Source organism: Naumannella cuiyingiana, assembly GCF_013408305.1.
Taxonomy (GTDB): domain Bacteria; phylum Actinomycetota; class Actinomycetes; order Propionibacteriales; family Propionibacteriaceae; genus Naumannella; species Naumannella cuiyingiana.
Genome location: NZ_JACBZS010000001.1, coordinates 2,681,820 through 2,697,847, shown reverse-complemented (window position 1 = coordinate 2,697,847; position 16,028 = coordinate 2,681,820). Strand labels below are relative to the sequence as shown.

Here is a 16,028-nt window from a genome sequence, read left to right as displayed (position 1 = left end):
GGCCACTCTAGGAGCTCAACCGCGGTTCAGCGCGAGCGGACGTGCTCAGACGACCCGGACGGGCTCGGCGAAGTGACAGGCCGAGGGATGCTCGCTGACGCCGTCGGGGTGATCGATCAACGGCGGGTCGTCGACCGAGCAGACATCCTTGGCCTTCCAGCAGCGGGTGTGGAAGCGGCAACCCGACGGCGGGTTCGCGGGGCTGGGCACATCGCCGGACAGCACGATCTGGCGGCGGGTGTCGCGCTTGGTCGGGTCCGGCACCGGCACCGCCGACAGCAGCGCCTGGGTGTAGGGGTGCGTCGGCCGCTCATAGATCTGCTGCTCATCGCCCACCTCGACGATCTTGCCCAGATACATCACCGCGACCCGGTCGGAGATGTGCCGGACGACCGACAGGTCGTGGGCGATGAAGACATAGGCCAACCCGAGCTCGTCCTGCAGCTTCTCCATCAGGTTGACCACCTGGGCCTGGACCGAGACGTCGAGCGCGGAGACCGGCTCGTCGCAGACCAGCACCTTCGGGTTCAGCGCGATCCCGCGGGCGATCCCGATGCGCTGGCGCTGGCCGCCGGAGAACTGGTGGGGATAGCGGCCGATGTGCTCGGGATTCATCCCGACCAGCTCCAGCAGCTCCTGGACGCGCTTGCGCTTCGACGTGCCCCGCGTCAGCGCATCGGGGTGGATGTCGAAGGGTTCGCCGACAATGTCGCCGACCGTCATCCGGGGGTTCAGCGAGGTGTAGGGGTCCTGGAAGACCATCTGGATGTCGCGGCGCAGGCGACGCATCTCGGGGCCGGACTGGGAGTAGACGTCGACGCCGTCGAAGGTCAGCGTGCCGGACGTCGGCTCCTCCAGCCGCATCAGCATCCGGCCGAGGGTGGACTTGCCGCAGCCCGACTCGCCGACGATGCCGAGGGTCTCGCCCTTGTAGAGCTTCAACGACACACCGTCCAGGGCCCGCACGTGGCCCTTGGTGGTACGCAGCACGCCGCCCTTGATCGGATAGTGCTTGACCAGATCGGTCGCCTCGATGATCACATCGCCCTCCGGCCGGGCGGCCGGACGCGCGGACTCAACGCTCGTCGACATGGAGCACCTCCTCGGTGAAATGGCAGGCTGAGGTGTGGCCGGGAGCCACCTCGATCAGCGGCGGCGCCCCGCCCTCGCGGCACAGGTCGCGCGCGAACCGGCATCGCGGATTGAACGCGCAGCCCGGCGGGATCCGCATCAGATTGGGTGGCAGGCCGCCGATCGCCGTCAGCTCCTGGCCCTTCTGGTCCAGCCGCGGAATGGATTCCAGCAGGCCCAGCGTGTACGGGTGCGCCGGGCGATCGTAGATCTCGAAGACACCGGCCGACTCCACGATCCGGCCGGCATACATCACCGCGATCCGATCGGCCACGTCGGCCACCACACCGAGATCGTGGGTGATCAGGATGAGGCCCATCTGCCGTTCGGCCTGCAACTCGGCCAGCAGCGCCATGATCTGCGCCTGGACGGTCACGTCGAGCGCCGTCGTCGGCTCGTCGGCGATCAGCACCGCCGGATTCAGCGCGATCGCCATGGCGATCATGATCCGCTGCCTCATGCCGCCGGAGAACTGGTGCGGGAACGCGTTCACCCGCTGCTTGGCTCCGGGGATGTTCACCCGCTCCATCAGCTTGATGGCCTGGGCCTTGGCGTCGGAGCGATTCATCCCGCGGTGCACCCGCAGCATCTCCGCGATCTGCCAGCCGACCGGAAAGACCGGGTTCAGCGACGACAGCGCGTCCTGGAAGATCATCGAGATCTCGGGGCCGCGGATCGCCCGGCGTTCCTTCTCGCGCATGGCCAGCAGATCCTGGCCGCAATAGCGGATCGAGCCGCCGGTGACGAAACCGGGCGGGCTGTCCAGGATGCCCATGATCGCCTGGGCCGTCACGGACTTGCCGGACCCGGACTCCCCCAGGATCGCCAACGTCTCGCCCGACCGCAGATCGAAGGACACACCGTTGATCGCCTTCGCCACCCCGTCGCGGGTGCGGAACTCGACCTGCAGGTCATCGACCTCGAGCAGGGTCTCGCCGTCGACCGGGACGAAGCGGTCGTCGGCGGTGCGCGCCTCGACGAGCTCCTCGTCAAGCTTCGGATTGGACATGATCAGTCTCCTTGGCTGCCGCGCTCAGCGCAGCTTCGGGTCGAGCGCGTCGCGGACGGCGTCGCCCAGCATGATGAAGGCGAGGACCGTCACCGACAGGAAGATCGACGGGAAGATCAGCATGTGCGGCGTCTGGCGTACCAGACCGATCGACGAGGCGTCGGCGATCGACAGCCCCCACGAGACGGCCGGCGGTTGCAGGCCGATGCCGAGGAAGGACAGCGTCGCCTCCAGCGCGATGTAGACGCCGAGGTTGATCGTCGCGATGACCAGGATCGGCGCCAGGGCATTCGGCAGGACGTGCGACATGACGATCCGCCACGGCGAACCGCCGAGGGCCCGCGCGGCCGTCACATAGTCGTTCGGCTTCACCTGGAACACCGCCGAGCGCATCAGGCGGGCCGTCGTCGGCCAGGCGAACAGGATGATCACCAGGCTCACCTTGCCGGTGACCACGAAGAAGTTGGCACCCGGCGGCGAGGGGAAGATGTAGAGGAAGAGGATGCCCGCCAGCAGCAGCGGGATGGCCAGGAAGATCTCGCCCACCCGGGAGAGCAGCGAGTCGACCCAGCCGCCGAGGTAGCCCGAGACCAGGCCGACCAGACCGCCCAGCACGAGGACGCCCAGCGTGGCCACCACGCCGACCAGGATCGAGGCGCGGGCCCCGTAGATGGTCCGGGTGTAGACGTCGTAGCCCTGCTTGTCGGTGCCGAAGATGTGCTCCGGCGACGGTGGCTGCCGGGCGATCGACAGGTTGGCGTACTCGGGATCGCCGCTGGCGAACCACTGCGGGAAGACGGCCATCGTCACGACCACCAGGATCAGCGCGCCCGAGATCCAGAACATCGGGTTGTGCCGCAGCTCGCGCCAGGCGTCGGACCACAGCGAACGGGCTCGCTGCTCGCGTTCCGGAGCGCCCGGCGGGCCGGGCGCGACCTCGGCGCGCTCCACCGCGGACACCATCGTGTCGGCCGCCGGGTCGATGCCCACACCGGGCGCTTGGGCAGTCGGTTCAGTCATGGCTGATCCTCGGATCCAGGTAGCCGTAGAGGACGTCGACGAACAGGTTGGCGAGCAGGTAGACCGCGACCAGCAAGGTGATCGTGCCGACCACCGCGGTGCCCTGCTTGGTGGCGATGGAGCGGAACAGGTAGCCGCCGATGCCGTTCACGTTGAAGATGCGCTCGGTGACCACGGCCCCGCCCATCAGGGAGCCGACGTCGGTGCCGATGTAGGTGACCACGGGAATCATCGAATTGCGCATCGTGTGCACACCGATGGTGCGCGCATTGCTCAGGCCCTTCGCCCGGGCCGTACGCACATAGTCGGCGCGCAGGTTCTCGGCGAGGCTCGCCCGCATCAGGCGGGCGATGTAGGCCACCGACACCGAGCCCAGCACCAGGCCGGGCAGCAACAGCGAGCGCAGCGAACTGTCCCCGGCCGTGGCGGTGAAGATCTCGATCGGTCTACCGAGTCGTTCGGACAGCCATTGGTTGAGCTGGATACCGAGCACGAGCTGCGCCAGGCCACCGAGCACGAAGATCGGGATCGAGATGACCACGAGGCTGGAGACGGTGACCAGGTAGTCGATGAAGCTCTTGCGGAAGACGCCGGCCAACACCCCCGCCAAGATGCCGATCACGGCCTCGAAGACGAGCGCGATGAGGGCCAGCTTGATCGTCGTCGGCCAGCGGACGAGCAACTGCTCGCCGACATCCTGGCCGTTGAACGTCGTCCCGAGATCACCGCGGAACAGGTCACCCAGGTAGTAGCCGTACTGCACGATCAGCGGCTGGTCGAGGTGGTACTCCTCCACCAGCCGGGCGATGTAGGAAGGGGGGCACGGGCGCTCGCCGCAGCGGCCCACCGTGGGGTCGCCGATGCCGTAGACCATGGCATAGATCAGGAACGTGGTGCCCAGGAAGACCGGGATCAGTTGCAACAGTCGCCGGGCAATGTAGGTCAGCAAGGGAAATCCGTTCCGCGCAAGATCGAGAACGCAGGATCAGGGTCAGGGAACAGGCTGTGGTGGTGTGGGCCGGGCCAGCTCGGCCCGGCCCACACCGTCGTCATGCTTGGCGGCTCAGCCGTTGACGGTGACCGCCGTGTAGTCCGGCGTACCGAGCGGCTTGAGGTTCACGTTCGACACGCGGTCCGACCAGCCGATGGTCTCGGCACGGTAGAACATCGGCAGCGACGGCAGGTCCTTGGCCAACTGCTCCTCCGCCTGGCGGTAGAACTGGTTGGCCTCGTCCGGCGTCGCGGCGGCATTGCCGTCGGCGAGCAGCCGCTCGAACTCGGGGTTGTCGTACCGGGTGTAGTTCGAGCTCGACCCCTTCGAGTACAGCGGGGTCAGGTAGTTCTCGATCGACGGGTAGTCCGCCTGCCAGCCCGAGCGCCAGATGCCGGTGTACTCGGCATTGGTGCGCCCGGTCAGGAAGCTCGCGAAGTCCACCGTCATGTTGATCTGGCAGTCCACACCCAGGTTGTTCTTCAACTGGTTGCAGACGGCCTGAGCGGTCTCGCGGTTGCCCGCACCCTCGGGGTTGGTGGTGTAGAGCAGCTTGCCCTTGTAGCCACCGGCCGCGTCGTAGAGGCGCTTGGCCTCGGTCGGGTTGAACTCACAGGTCGGCCCACAGGTGTTGGCCTGGTACTCCGGCAGCGAGGGCGAGCCCCAGCCGTCCAGCGCGGGACGCGAGCCGTTGAACAGCGTCGTGTTGATCTCCTCGCGGTCGATCGCCATCGAGATCGCCTTGCGCAGGTCGACATTCTTCAACTGCTCGTCCGACGGGGAGATCTCGACGGTACCGATGGACAGCGTCGACTTCTGCTGGTTGCGGTCCGGCAGATCGGACTTGTACAGGTCTCCGGCGAGCTGGTCCGGCGGGATCTGGTCGATCACGTCCAGGTTGCCGGCGACCACATCGGCGTACGCGGCACCGATGTCTTCGTAGATGCGGAAGGTGATCTTGTCGGCATTGCCCGGATCGACGCCGGTGTAGTCGGCGAACTTGGTCAGCACGGTCTGCTGGGTGTCCACCGACTCGACCTGGTACGGGCCGGCGCCGATCGGCTTCTTGGCGAACTCCTCCTTGCCCTCGGAGGTGTCGGCGAAGAACGCATCCGGCTGCGGCGCGAAGGCGGTGTAGCCGAGCCGGACCGGGAGGTTCGAGACCTTCTCGGTGGTCTTGATGGTGAACGTCGTGTCATCGACGACGGCCAGGCCCGACAGCTTGTCGGTCTTCGGCTCGGACTTGCACTCGTCGTCGGGGCACTGGGTGTCCTTGAAGCCCTCGATCGGCTGCATGAAGTAGGAGCCCTGCTGGCCGTTCGGGCCGTAGGCGGTGTAGTTCCACGCGTCGACGAAGTTCTTGGCCTTGATCTCGGTCCCGTCGTGGAACTTGTAGCCCGGCTTGATCTTGACGGTGAACGTCTGGTTGTCCTCGGTCTCGATCGACTCGGCGATGTCGTTCTCCGGGGCGGCGGTCTCGCCGTTGTAGTGCACCAGCTTGGCGGTGACCAGGTCGAGGATGTTGCCGCCGCAGACCTCGGCGGTGTTGCCGGCGATCAGCGGATTCTCGGGGGTGCAGCTGTTGACGCTGTATTCACCGCCGCCCGCCGCTGCTCCGTCGGTGGTCCCGCCGGGATTGGTGCCGCCACCGGAGCCGCAGGCAGCGACCAGCATCGCAGCGGCGATGCTGGCGGCTCCGGCGGCCAGCAAGCGAGTACGTCCTCGCATGTGTCCTCCTTGGTTGTCCCGCTGGTAGCGGTCGCTGTGCGGACGGCGGCTGGTCGGCGCGGACGCCTTGGAACCGACCACACGTCCAAGTTGTGAGCCTTTCTAAGGCATCGCCGAGCACAGTGTCCAGCACACGCCCGACGCCGCAATGTGATTGTGACCAACGGGCGACGGCCGCCTCAGGCGTACCGCTCGATCGAGCGGACCACCCGCTCCAACTGGTCGGTGCCGTCGGTCAGGGCACGCCGGACCAACGGATCCAGATCGGTACGCCGCAGCGTGCGTCGGGCCTGTTCGAGCAGGTCGGGCGTACCCACCGCCACAGGGAAGGACAGTCGCAGCACCTGGCCCAGCGCCCAGCTCCGGCGGAAGCGCGTGGTGTCCGGCATGGTCGCGAACCAGCGCTCGGCCAGCTCGATCAGCTCGGCCGCCTGCCCCGGCGGGAAGAGCCCGGAGGCGGTGGCATACAGCTCGTAGGCTGGTAGCCGGCTCTGTTCGCTGATGATCGCGAAGGCGAGCGCCTTGTCCGCCGCGCCGGGACGCCCGGCTCGCGCCCGGGCGGCGTGATTCAGCGCGGCGGCCGAACGGTCCCGGGTGAGCATCGGCTCGATGTAGGAGTCGTCGCCGAGCAACGCGAGACGGGTGACGATCGACCAGCGCAGTTCGTCGTCCAACTGCCGGCCGGGTGGCAGCCCCGTCCCGGCCAACCAGCCCGCCAGCCGGGCCGTGTCGGCGCTGGAGCGGATCAGCAGTTGCCAGCCGATCAACTGGCGATCGCTGCCGGGCTCGCCCGCGGCCAGCACCCGCTCCGCGGTGGCCGCCACCCGGGCCAGCCGCGCGGACCGATCGGCGAGCGGGGCGAACGGGCCCGCCAGTTGGTCGGCGGCGAACCCGAGGATCGCGCGCAGGATCAGATCGGAGGGCTCGTCGGCGACGTCGGCGAGCACGCGGTCCAGCGCGATCGCGGGGTCGAGCTCGGCATTGCGGACGCTGTCGCGGATGCTGTTCCACAACACCACGCGGGTCTGCGGATCCTCGATCGCCGAGATCGACGACAGGCCGGCCAGCCCGTCGGCCACCCGGACGCTCGCCCAGGTCTCGTCGCCCGCATCGGGCACGACCAGCGACCCGCGCACGCCGGTATCGGCGTCGGCCCCGCGCAGCCTGATGCGGCGCCGGTCGAGTTCGGTGCCGTCGGCGGCCAGGGCAGCGACGGCCAGATCGTGTTCCCGGCGGGTGTCGCCGCGGCGCTGCAACGTACCGTCCGGACGCGCGCTCAACGTGTCCAGCCCGGATGTGCGCAGCCAGGCGTCGGCCCAGCCGCCCAGGTCGCCGGCCCCGGCCCGGGCCCAACTGAGCAGCAGGTCGCCGAGCTCGGCATTGCCGTAGGCGTACCGGTCGATGTAGTCGCGCAGGCCGGCCAGGAAGACGTCGTCGCCGATCTTGGCGGCGAGTTGTCTGAGCACCGCGGCGCCCTTGGCATAGGAGATCCCGTCGAAGTCCGCGAGCGCGGCCGCGGCGTCGGCGGCGCCGTTGCCCGCCACGGGGTGGGTCGAGGGCGCCTGGTCGGCGACCGAGCCCCAGTCCTTGCGGTTGATCCCGAAATCGATCCACAGCGGATAGCGGGTCCGGTCGGCGCAGACCCGGTGGGCGAGGTACTCGGCGAAGGACTCGTTCAGCCACAGGTCGTCCCACCAGCGCATGGTGACCAGGTCCCCGAACCACTGGTGGGCCAACTCGTGGGTGATCGTGCCGGCACGGGTGCCGCGCTCGATGTCGGTGGTGGCGCCGCGGAACAAGAAGGCGTCGCGCAGGGTGACGCAGCCCGGGTTCTCCATCGCGCCGGCGTTGAAGTCGGGGACGAAGGCCTGGTGGTAGTCGCCGAACGGGTAGGGCACGGCGAACAGGTCGTGATAGGCGTCGAGGCCGATCCTGGTCACCTCCAGGATGTCGGGAGCCTCGGCGCGCAACTGATCGGCCAGGGATTGCTTGGCATGCAGGCCGAGCGCGATGGGACCGGCGGCGCGTGGCGAGCTGTACTCGTCGAGCACCGAGGCATAGGGCCCGGCCACCAGGGTGACGAAGTAGGTCGCCAGCGGCGGCGTCGGCGCGAGCTGCCACAACCCGGGCTCGACCTGGCTGAAGCGGCCGTTGCCGAGCACGGTCCAGCCCGTCGGCGCGCGCACGGTCATGCTGATCGGCGCCTTGAGATCGGGCTGGTCGAAGCAGGCGAACCAGCGCGGGGCGGCGTCGAGGAAGCTCATCGCATAGAGATAGGTACGCCCGTCGGCCGGGTCGACGTGGCGGTGCAGGCCCTCGCCGTCGCCGCTGTAGGCCATCTCGCCGCGCACGACCAGGACATTGTCGGCCGCCAGGTCCGGGAGCGGGATCCGGCCGTCTCGCCAGCTGTCGGTCGGCAGCGGCGAGCCGTTCAGCTCGGCGCCCAGCAGCCGCTTGCCCGCGAAGTCGACGAAGGTGGTCCCGCCCGGGCGCGCGGTGAAGGAGATCGTGGCCGTCGAGGCGAAGCGATCACCCTTCGCGGTCAGGTCGAGCGCGATGTGGATGGACGAAACGGTGATCAGTTGCCGGCGCGCGATGGCCTCCGTGCGCTGCAGGCTGGGCATGGGCCCCAACCTAGCGGCAGAACCCGCGAAATCGCGGGCCCCGGGTTAGGCGGCCGGCGCTTCCTCCTCCAGCCGGGCGTTGCGGCGCTCGGGCAGCGCGAAGGTGACCAGCGCGGCGAGCGCGAAGGCGGCGGCGAAGACCCCGAAGACGAGCAACGGCCCGCCGATGAGTACCAGCGGTGGGACGATCAGCGGCGCGGCGATGGAGGCGATTCGGCCGAAGGCGGCGGCCGCGCCCGTCGCGGTGCCGCGGACCTGGGTCGGGTAGATCTCGGGACCGATGGCATACAGCGCACCCCAGGCACCGAGATTGAAGAAGGACAGCGCGCACCCCGCGGCGATGATCGTTTCCGGGGAGTTGGCGAGCCCGAAGCCGGCGGCGGCGAGCGCCGAGCCGGCGAGGAAGATCGCCAGCGTGGCCCGGCGGCCGATCTTTTCGATCAGGAACGCGGCTGCGGCGTACCCGGGAAGCTGGGCCAGCGTGATGATCAAGGTGAACTCGAACGAGCGGACCAGGTCGAAGCCGCGCTGCACCAACAGGGTCGGCAGCCAGATGAACGCGCCGTAGTAGGACAGGTTGATGCAGAACCAGACGATCCACAGGGCGCCGGTACGCCCGCGCAACCCGCGGGACCAGATCGAGCGGCTGCCGCTGTCCGCCGGTGCCGGGTCGTCCGCGGGTTCGTCGGAGGCGGCCGGCGGGGCGATCCCGGCTGGTTCCTCGAAGGTACGCACGGCGCGCTCGGCCTCGGCGTACCGGCCGCGTGATTCGAGGAATCGCACCGACTCGGGCAGGCCGAGGCGCACGACGATCGCGTAGACGGTCGGCACGATGCCCACGGCGAGGGCCCAACGCCAGCCGTCGGGGCTGCTCGGCACCAGCAGGTAGCCGAGCAGCGCCGCGAGGATCCAGCCGACCGCCCAGAACGCCTCGAGCGCGACGACCATCCGCCCGCGGATGTGGCGCGGCGCGAACTCGCTGACCAGCGTGGAGGCGACCGGCAGCTCCGCGCCGAGCCCGAGCCCGACGATGAAGCGGAGCACCATCAGCACCGCGACCGAACCGGCGAGGGCGGATGCGCCCGTCGCCACCCCGTAGATCAACAGCGTGAGCGCGAACACCTGGCGGCGGCCGATCCGGTCCGCGAGCAGCCCGCCGAGGCTGGCCCCGACCGCCATCCCGATGAAGCCGACCGACCCGATCAGGGAGAGCTGGGTGTTGTCGAGCTTCCACTGCTGCGCGAGCGCCGCCATCACGAAGCTGATCAACCCGACATCCATCGCGTCCAGCGCCCAGCCGATGCCCGAGCGGCCGAGCAGTTGCCCGTGGGCGCGGTTGAACCGGAGCCGGTCCAGCCGCTCGGTTCTGGACAGGCGCGTCGAGGTCGTCACGGCAGGATTCTCACACGCGGGCCGTGCCGGCGCCCCGACGTTGATCGAGCCGGCGAAGCGAGCCGCGTCGAGATCGGAGGTCAGACCCGCCACCCGGGCGCCGGCCTGGCTTCGGGCACACGAACCGCGCCGAAACCGACCACTCGCTCGAGTTCTGGCCGCCACCCACCCCCAGACACCGCCCAAACCCCGACGAGTGGTCGGTAATGGCGCGACGGGGCCCCTTCCCTGGTCGCGCCTGCCCTGATCGCGCCGGCTGCCGATCAGCCTCACGGGACGAGCAGGACGCGTCCTCGAAGGCCGCCTTCGGCGAACCGCTGGTACGCCGCGGCCGCCTCTGCGAGCGGGAACGTCTCGGCCACGCGCACCGCGAGCTCACCGGAGGCGCTGCGACGCAACAGGTCGGCGAGGCGCGGACCGTCGGGCGAGACGCTGACCGTCCCGACAGTGATCCCCCGCTCGCCGGGCACCGGCGCGGGCGGGAAGACGCCCACGAAAGCGCCCCCGTCGGCGACCGCCGGGAGGGCCCGCTCCTGGAGGCCCGCCGCATCGAGCACGGCGTCGTACCCGTGCTCTCGCAGCTCCGTGACCAGTTCCACCGGCGTACCGTCGCCGCGGGTGATCCCGGCGACGAAGTCCCGGTCGCTCTCGCGGGCGAGCCCGCTGACCTGCCAACCGGCGGCCGCCGCCAGGGCGATCGCGTAGCCGCCGACGCCGCCGGCCGCGCCCGTCACCAGCAGGCTGCGACCCTCGGCCGGGCCCAACAGGTCGAGGGCCTGCGCGGCGGTCAGCGCGTTCAACGGGACGCTCGCCGCGCCGACCGGATCGAGCCCCTCGGGGAGCGCGGTCACTGCATCGGCGGCGAGCACGACCCGATCGGCATGGGCCCGCGCGGGCGCGCTCAGATCGGCGTGCAGGCCGACGACCCGATCGCCCGCCGAGAGACCGTGGACGCCCGGGCCGATCACACTGATCACCCCGCTGACATCCCAGCCGAGGCCGACCTCGTTCGGCAGCCCGAAGGCGTCGCGCAACATGCCGCCCAGGACCTGGGCATCGGCGGGGTTGATGCCGGCGGCGGTGACGTCAATCGCCACCTCGCCGACGCCCGGGGTCGGGTCGGGCGGCTCGGCAAGCTGTGGAACGGCGCTACCGGCCACTGCGGAGAGTGCGTACATGTGAGTGCTCCTTTCGATCGCCAACTTCTTGTGTGGCTCACTATTCGAGAGCTACTCTCCCCTGGGAAGTAGGCACCTGAGAGTGCGTGAGTGACCTGAAGGAGAGCGATGGCGACGACGACCGCGGACCAGCGCCGGGCCGAAGCCAGGGCGGCTTATGACGCCTATCTCGCCCAGTGCCCGTCGCGCCAACTGCTCGCCCGGATCTCGGACAAGTGGGTGACCCTCGTCATCTGCGCACTCGGCGACCATCGTGGCCCCCTGCGCTACTCCGAGCTGGCGCGTCGGATTCCCGGGGTGAGCCAGAAGATGCTGACCCAGACGCTGCGCGCCCTGGAGCGCGACGGCCTGATCGGCCGCACCGTCACCGCGTCGGTACCGCCGCGGGTGGACTACGAGCTGACCCCGCTCGGGCACTCGCTGCTGGAGCCGATCTGGCACGTCAAGCACTGGGCCGAGCAGCACATGCCCGAGATCGACCGCGCGCGGACCGCGTACGACGGCGCGCGCGACGAGCCGACCGGCGCCGTTCGCGCCTCCGGGTAGGGCACTCAGGATTCCGGTACGGGCATCGGCAGCAGTTCGCCGCGTGCCCAGGGCCCGAGCTGATCGGCGTAGTGGGGATCAGTCGGGTCGGCGCTGATCCCGCCGGGGATCACCCAGCCGGACGCCGCCGGGTCGGCGAAGTCGATCACCTGTCGATAGACCGTGGTCAGGGTGACGTCGAACCCGTCGGCGTTCAGCGCATAACCGGCGGCACGGATGGTGTCGCCGTCCCCCGGCAGCGGCACCTCCGGCGGGTCGGCGAACCCGGCGCTCGCGCCGAGGGTGTGCGTCGGCCGCAGCCGGTGCAGGTCGGTCCAGTCGTCCGGATCGGTACGCCAGGCCGCTGCCAGCGCCCCCACCAGCACCTCGCGGTCGACCTCGGCGGGCCGCAATGTCGCCCGATTCACCAACCGGACCATGATCACCGCGACCCCATCGGCAGGCGCGCCCCGCAGGGCTCCGGCCGCCTCCTCGCCGAGCAGCGACGCGGCCAGCGCGCGCCGGAACCGGGCGTACGCCGCCGCGGGCCGACCGTCGCGAAGATCACCGCTCCAGGCGGCGAGCAGGGCCCGCGTGCGCTCGGCATCCCCTTCCAGCGGGCCGATCCGCGCGCACTCCGCGGCCCACCGCCGGGCGGCAGTCGAGACCGTGTCGAGCTGCATCGCCCGCGCCTCCTCCGCCGTCCAGTCCGCGCGTGCGGCGAGCAGCTCGCCGATCCGCTCGATCCGGAACGGCGACGGCGCGTAGCGGGTGATCAACGGCCCCGAGTTCGCATCGACGACGAGGTTGTTGGCATTCGCCAGCCAGCCCGGCTCGGGATTGATCATCCGCGGCAGGTCGGACTCGGGTACGCGACCCGTCCAGCCGCCGGCCCGGGCCGGAACCGGCGCGGACATGCCCGCCGGCTGCGCCCGCTCCGGCAGCTCGCCGCGCAGCCGGTAGCCGATGTCGCGCTGATCCGCGCAGACGAAGTTGTTCACCGGGTCCACCCAGCCGGCCTGGACCTCCAACAGCTCCGCGACGCTGCGGCAGTCGATCATCGTCCGCAACACGTCGAACTGCCGACACACGCGGTCGGTGGCGACCCAGGACAGCGACAGCGCCCGGCCACTCGCCGGGTCGCCGTGCACGACCGGGCCGCGCGCCGTGCGCGCGATGGTGATCAACTCCTCCGCGCCGCCGCGCACGGCGATCCGCTCGGTGCGGCTCTGCACCGGTGCCCAGCCGTCTGCCTCCCGCGACTCGGCGCCCGCATCGCGGAACTCCTCGACGAACAGATCCTGGTTGTCGGCCGAGCCGTGGGTGATCGCCCATGCCAGGTGACCGTTGGCGCCGAAGTGCGGCCAGCCCGGGAGCGTCGGGAAGGTCGCGCCCGCCACGTCGAACTCCGGACAGCTCACGCGCACCTGCCAGTAGGCATTGGGCACGTCCACCGCGCGGTGGGAATCGTTGACCAGCAAGGGCTTTCCAGACGCGGTACGCTCGGCGCCGATCGCCCATACATTGGAGCCCGCGCCGGCCTCGGCCAGGAAGCCGAGCTCGGCGGCCTCGGCCACCTCGCGACCCGATGCCATGATCAACTCCGCCGTTGCGTCGTCCAACGGCCCCTGCACCGCGCCCGGGGGCACGGTCAGCGCGAGGCCGGGCAGGAGCGGCGGGTCGAGCGCGGCCGCGGCCTCCACGCCGATCCCGGCGATCAACATCCCGCGGGTGAGCTTGAACTGCCAGTCCCCCATCAGCACGTGCCTGATCTTGAACGCGGCGACGGCCTGCCATGGCTCCCACGGCTCGAACACCAGGCCGCGCTCGGCGTACTCCGGCGGCAGGTCCTCGGCCGCGGCGGCGTTCACGCCTGCTGCGTGGCGCTCGAACGCGCGCCGGGTGGCCGGCGCCATCGCCTCGACATCGGCTCGTGCCCCGTCGGCGAGGTCGATCCGCCGCGCGAGGCGATCACCCGGCAGGCCGGCGGCGCCGATCACCTCCGACCAGCGGCCGGTGGCGCGGCGCCGGTCGTACTCGAACTGCCACAGCCGATCCTGCGCCGCGGCGTACCCCATGCCGAACCAGGCGTCGTCCTCGGTGGCGGCGATCACCGTGGCGATACCGGCGCGGTCGCGCTCGATCCGCGGCGATCCGCCGGTCCGGGTCGCCGATCGACTCACGCGAGTGCGTCGACCACGGCCCGGGCCACGCCGTGGGCGCTCTGCGGGTTCTGCCCGGTGATCAACGTTTTGTCGGTGACGACGTGCTCGACGAACTGATCGTCGGCCTTGGAATACCGAGCGCCTCGGTCGGCAAGCTCGTCCTCCAACCGGTAGGGCACCACATCGGCTCGCTGGGCGGACTCCTCCTCGGGCCAGGAGAACCCGGTCACGTCGCGACCGGAGATCACGTATTCGCCATCGGCCCTTCTGGCCTGCAGCAGGCCCGCGGGCCCGTGACAGACGGCGGAGACGATCTTGCCGCGAGCATCGAAATCGGAGATCAACTTCGCCAGCGATTCGTCGTCGAAGTCGAACATCACCCCGTGACCCCCGGTGAGATAGATGGCGTCGTAGTCGTCGGCACTGACCTCGCTCACCGCGACGGTGTCTTCCAACCGATCCATGTACTCGCGATCGGCATAGCGTTCGGCGGTCCCGCCGTCGGCGAGCACGTCGTGGGCCAGACTCTCGGGGTCGATCGGCACCCGTCCCCCGGCGATGCTGGCGATGGTGGTCTCGTGCCCGGCCTGCTCGACGACATCGGTGAAGTGGCTGAGCTCGCCGAGCCACAGGCCGGTCCGGTAGCCGGCCTTGGCGTACTCCCCTGCGCTGGTGACGATGATCAGGATCTTGGCCATGACCTGCTCCTTCTGCTCGGGGTCGGAAACACCACGCTACCCCTCGCCGCGCGCCACCCGGGCCCCGACCGGGTCGCGACCGGAACGCCGTCGCTAGGCTGCCGCTGGTTCCGTGGCTCGACGATCGGAGGGCGAGATGACGGCAGGTGGCGGAGTGGACGAACCCGGCGCTCGGACGAGCACGTTGGTGATCCTCGGGGCCTCGGGCGATCTGACCGCGCGCCTGCTGCTGCCCGGGCTCGGCACGCTGCTGGCGGGCCAGCCGGAGCGCGAGGTGACGATCATCGGCGCCGACCGCGAGCCGATGGAGACGAGCGCCTGGCGCGAGCTCGTCCGCTCGGCCCTGACCAGCACCGGCTGCCCGGGAGAGGTTGCCGCCGAGACGGCCGATCGGGCCGCCTGGCAGACGGTCGACCTGCTCGACGAGGAGAGCCTGCGGGGGCTGCTGGGCGCCATCGGCGGCCCGGCAGTGCTCTATTTCGCGGTGCCGCCGCGGATCGCGCAGGGGGCCTGCGAGCTGCTGGCGAGGATCGGGCTGCCGTCCGGGATCAGGCTCGGGCTGGAGAAGCCTTTCGGCACCGATGGGGCAAGCGCGAAGGCGTTCAACGAGCTGCTGCACGGCTTCGTGGCCGAGGAACGGGTCTTCCGCGTTGATCATTTCCTCGGCACGTCGACCGTGTTGAACGTGCTCGGCTTCCGCTTCGCCAACAGGGTCTGGCGGCCGGTATGGAATGCCGACAACATCGAGCGGATCGACGTGATCTTCGACGAGACGCTCGCCCTGGAGGGCCGGGCGGGCTACTACGACACCGCGGGCGCGCTGGTGGACATGATCCAGAGCCACCTACTGCTGGTGATGGCGGTGACGATGATGGAGGAGCCGGCCCGGATCGATGCCACCGAGCTGCGTGATCATCTGGCGCACGTCGTGCGCGCGACGCGGATCTGGGCCGACGAGCCCGCGACTGCCTCGCGGCGGGCGCGCTACACCGCGGGTCGGATCGGCGAGCGGAACGTGCCGGACTACGTGGACGAGCCCGACGTGGATCCGGGCAACGCGACGGAGACGCTGGCGGAGCTGACCGTGGAGGTACGCAATGCGCACTGGGCGGGCGTACCCGTCACCTTGCGCAGCGGGAAGGCTCTCGGCGCCGACCGGCACCAGATCATGATCACGTTCCGACCGGTCGCGCATCTGCCGGAGGGCCTCGGCGCCGACCAGGTCGCGATCCCGAACCAGCTCGTGCTCGATCTCGGGCCCGACCGAGTGGCGCTGGAGATCACCACCAATGGCGCCGACGACTGGCGAGACATCGAGGCGACGACGATGTCGGCGGCGCTCGGCCCCGGCGCGATGGAGCCCTACGGGCAGATCCTCGCCGGGATGCTCGACGGCGACCCGCTGCTGTCCGTGCGCGGCGACATCTCCGAGGAGTGCTGGCGGATCATCGATCCGGTACGCCGGGCCTGGCAGGCGAACGAGACGCCGCTGGAGACCTACCCCGCCGGCTCCGACGGACCGGCGTCGTGGCCGCGAGCCCGCCAATGGGCGAGCGTCGACTGAGCT

The 16,028-nt window shown here is 70.1% G+C and carries 12 protein-coding genes; 2 read left to right on the top strand and 10 right to left on the bottom strand.

Going from position 1 to position 16,028, the window contains the following annotated elements; genetic code table 11:
• Nucleotides 1-45: 45 nt before the first annotated feature.
• From GGQ54_RS12565 to GGQ54_RS12530, 8 genes are all read right to left on the bottom strand, one after another.
• Nucleotides 46-1,092, bottom strand: a complete 1,047-nt coding sequence (locus GGQ54_RS12565; RefSeq protein ID WP_179445697.1) for an ABC transporter ATP-binding protein — start codon at nt 1,090-1,092, stop codon at nt 46-48.
• Complete coding sequence (locus tag GGQ54_RS12560; RefSeq protein ID WP_179445696.1) at nt 1,076-2,140, bottom strand: ABC transporter ATP-binding protein; 1,065 nt, start codon at nt 2,138-2,140, stop codon at nt 1,076-1,078. The genes GGQ54_RS12565 and GGQ54_RS12560 overlap by 17 nt, the downstream gene beginning before the upstream one ends.
• A 24-nt stretch (nt 2,141-2,164) precedes the next feature.
• The gene (locus GGQ54_RS12555; RefSeq protein WP_179445695.1) at nt 2,165-3,160 is read right to left on the bottom strand and encodes an ABC transporter permease; all 996 of its coding nucleotides are present in this window, start codon (nt 3,158-3,160) and stop codon (nt 2,165-2,167) included.
• Nucleotides 3,153-4,109 carry an ABC transporter permease gene (locus GGQ54_RS12550; protein WP_179445694.1) on the bottom strand — a complete coding sequence of 319 codons (957 nt, stop codon included), beginning with the start codon at nt 4,107-4,109 and terminating at the stop codon, nt 3,153-3,155. The genes GGQ54_RS12555 and GGQ54_RS12550 overlap by 8 nt, the downstream gene beginning before the upstream one ends.
• A gap of 114 nt (nt 4,110-4,223) precedes the next feature.
• Nucleotides 4,224-5,879 (bottom strand): peptide ABC transporter substrate-binding protein, encoded by a 1,656-nt coding sequence (locus GGQ54_RS12545; protein ID WP_179445693.1) that lies wholly within the window; start codon nt 5,877-5,879, stop codon nt 4,224-4,226.
• 179 nt (nt 5,880-6,058) lie between these two features.
• Nucleotides 6,059-8,503 (bottom strand): aminopeptidase N, encoded by a 2,445-nt coding sequence (gene pepN, locus GGQ54_RS12540; protein WP_179445692.1) that lies wholly within the window; start codon nt 8,501-8,503, stop codon nt 6,059-6,061.
• A 45-nt stretch (nt 8,504-8,548) separates the two neighbouring features.
• Nucleotides 8,549-9,895 carry an MFS transporter gene (locus GGQ54_RS12535; RefSeq protein ID WP_343045952.1) on the bottom strand — a complete coding sequence of 449 codons (1,347 nt, stop codon included), beginning with the start codon at nt 9,893-9,895 and terminating at the stop codon, nt 8,549-8,551.
• Between the two features lie 269 nt (nt 9,896-10,164).
• Nucleotides 10,165-11,073: an NADP-dependent oxidoreductase gene (locus tag GGQ54_RS12530; protein WP_179445691.1), complete on the bottom strand. Its 909-nt coding sequence runs from the start codon at nt 11,071-11,073 to the stop codon at nt 10,165-10,167.
• 108 nt (nt 11,074-11,181) lie between these two features.
• Here GGQ54_RS12530 and GGQ54_RS12525 point away from each other — a divergent pair, with 108 nt between their 5' ends.
• Entirely contained in the window at nt 11,182-11,619 is a 438-nt protein-coding gene (locus tag GGQ54_RS12525) for a winged helix-turn-helix transcriptional regulator (RefSeq protein WP_179445690.1), read from the top strand.
• 5 nt (nt 11,620-11,624) lie between these two features.
• Here the strand turns inward: GGQ54_RS12525 and GGQ54_RS12520 are convergent, their stop codons facing one another.
• Both GGQ54_RS12520 and GGQ54_RS12515 read right to left on the bottom strand, forming a co-directional pair.
• The gene (locus tag GGQ54_RS12520; RefSeq protein ID WP_179445689.1) at nt 11,625-13,781 is read right to left on the bottom strand and encodes a penicillin acylase family protein; all 2,157 of its coding nucleotides are present in this window, start codon (nt 13,779-13,781) and stop codon (nt 11,625-11,627) included.
• Complete coding sequence (locus tag GGQ54_RS12515; RefSeq protein WP_179445688.1) at nt 13,778-14,461, bottom strand: type 1 glutamine amidotransferase domain-containing protein; 684 nt, start codon at nt 14,459-14,461, stop codon at nt 13,778-13,780. Before GGQ54_RS12515 ends, GGQ54_RS12520 begins: the two co-directional genes overlap by 4 nt.
• Nucleotides 14,462-14,597: 136 nt before the next feature.
• Between GGQ54_RS12515 and GGQ54_RS12510 the strand changes: the two genes are divergently transcribed.
• Nucleotides 14,598-16,025 (top strand): glucose-6-phosphate dehydrogenase, encoded by a 1,428-nt coding sequence (locus tag GGQ54_RS12510; protein WP_179445687.1) that lies wholly within the window; start codon nt 14,598-14,600, stop codon nt 16,023-16,025.
• The last annotated feature ends 3 nt before the right edge of the window (nt 16,026-16,028 follow it).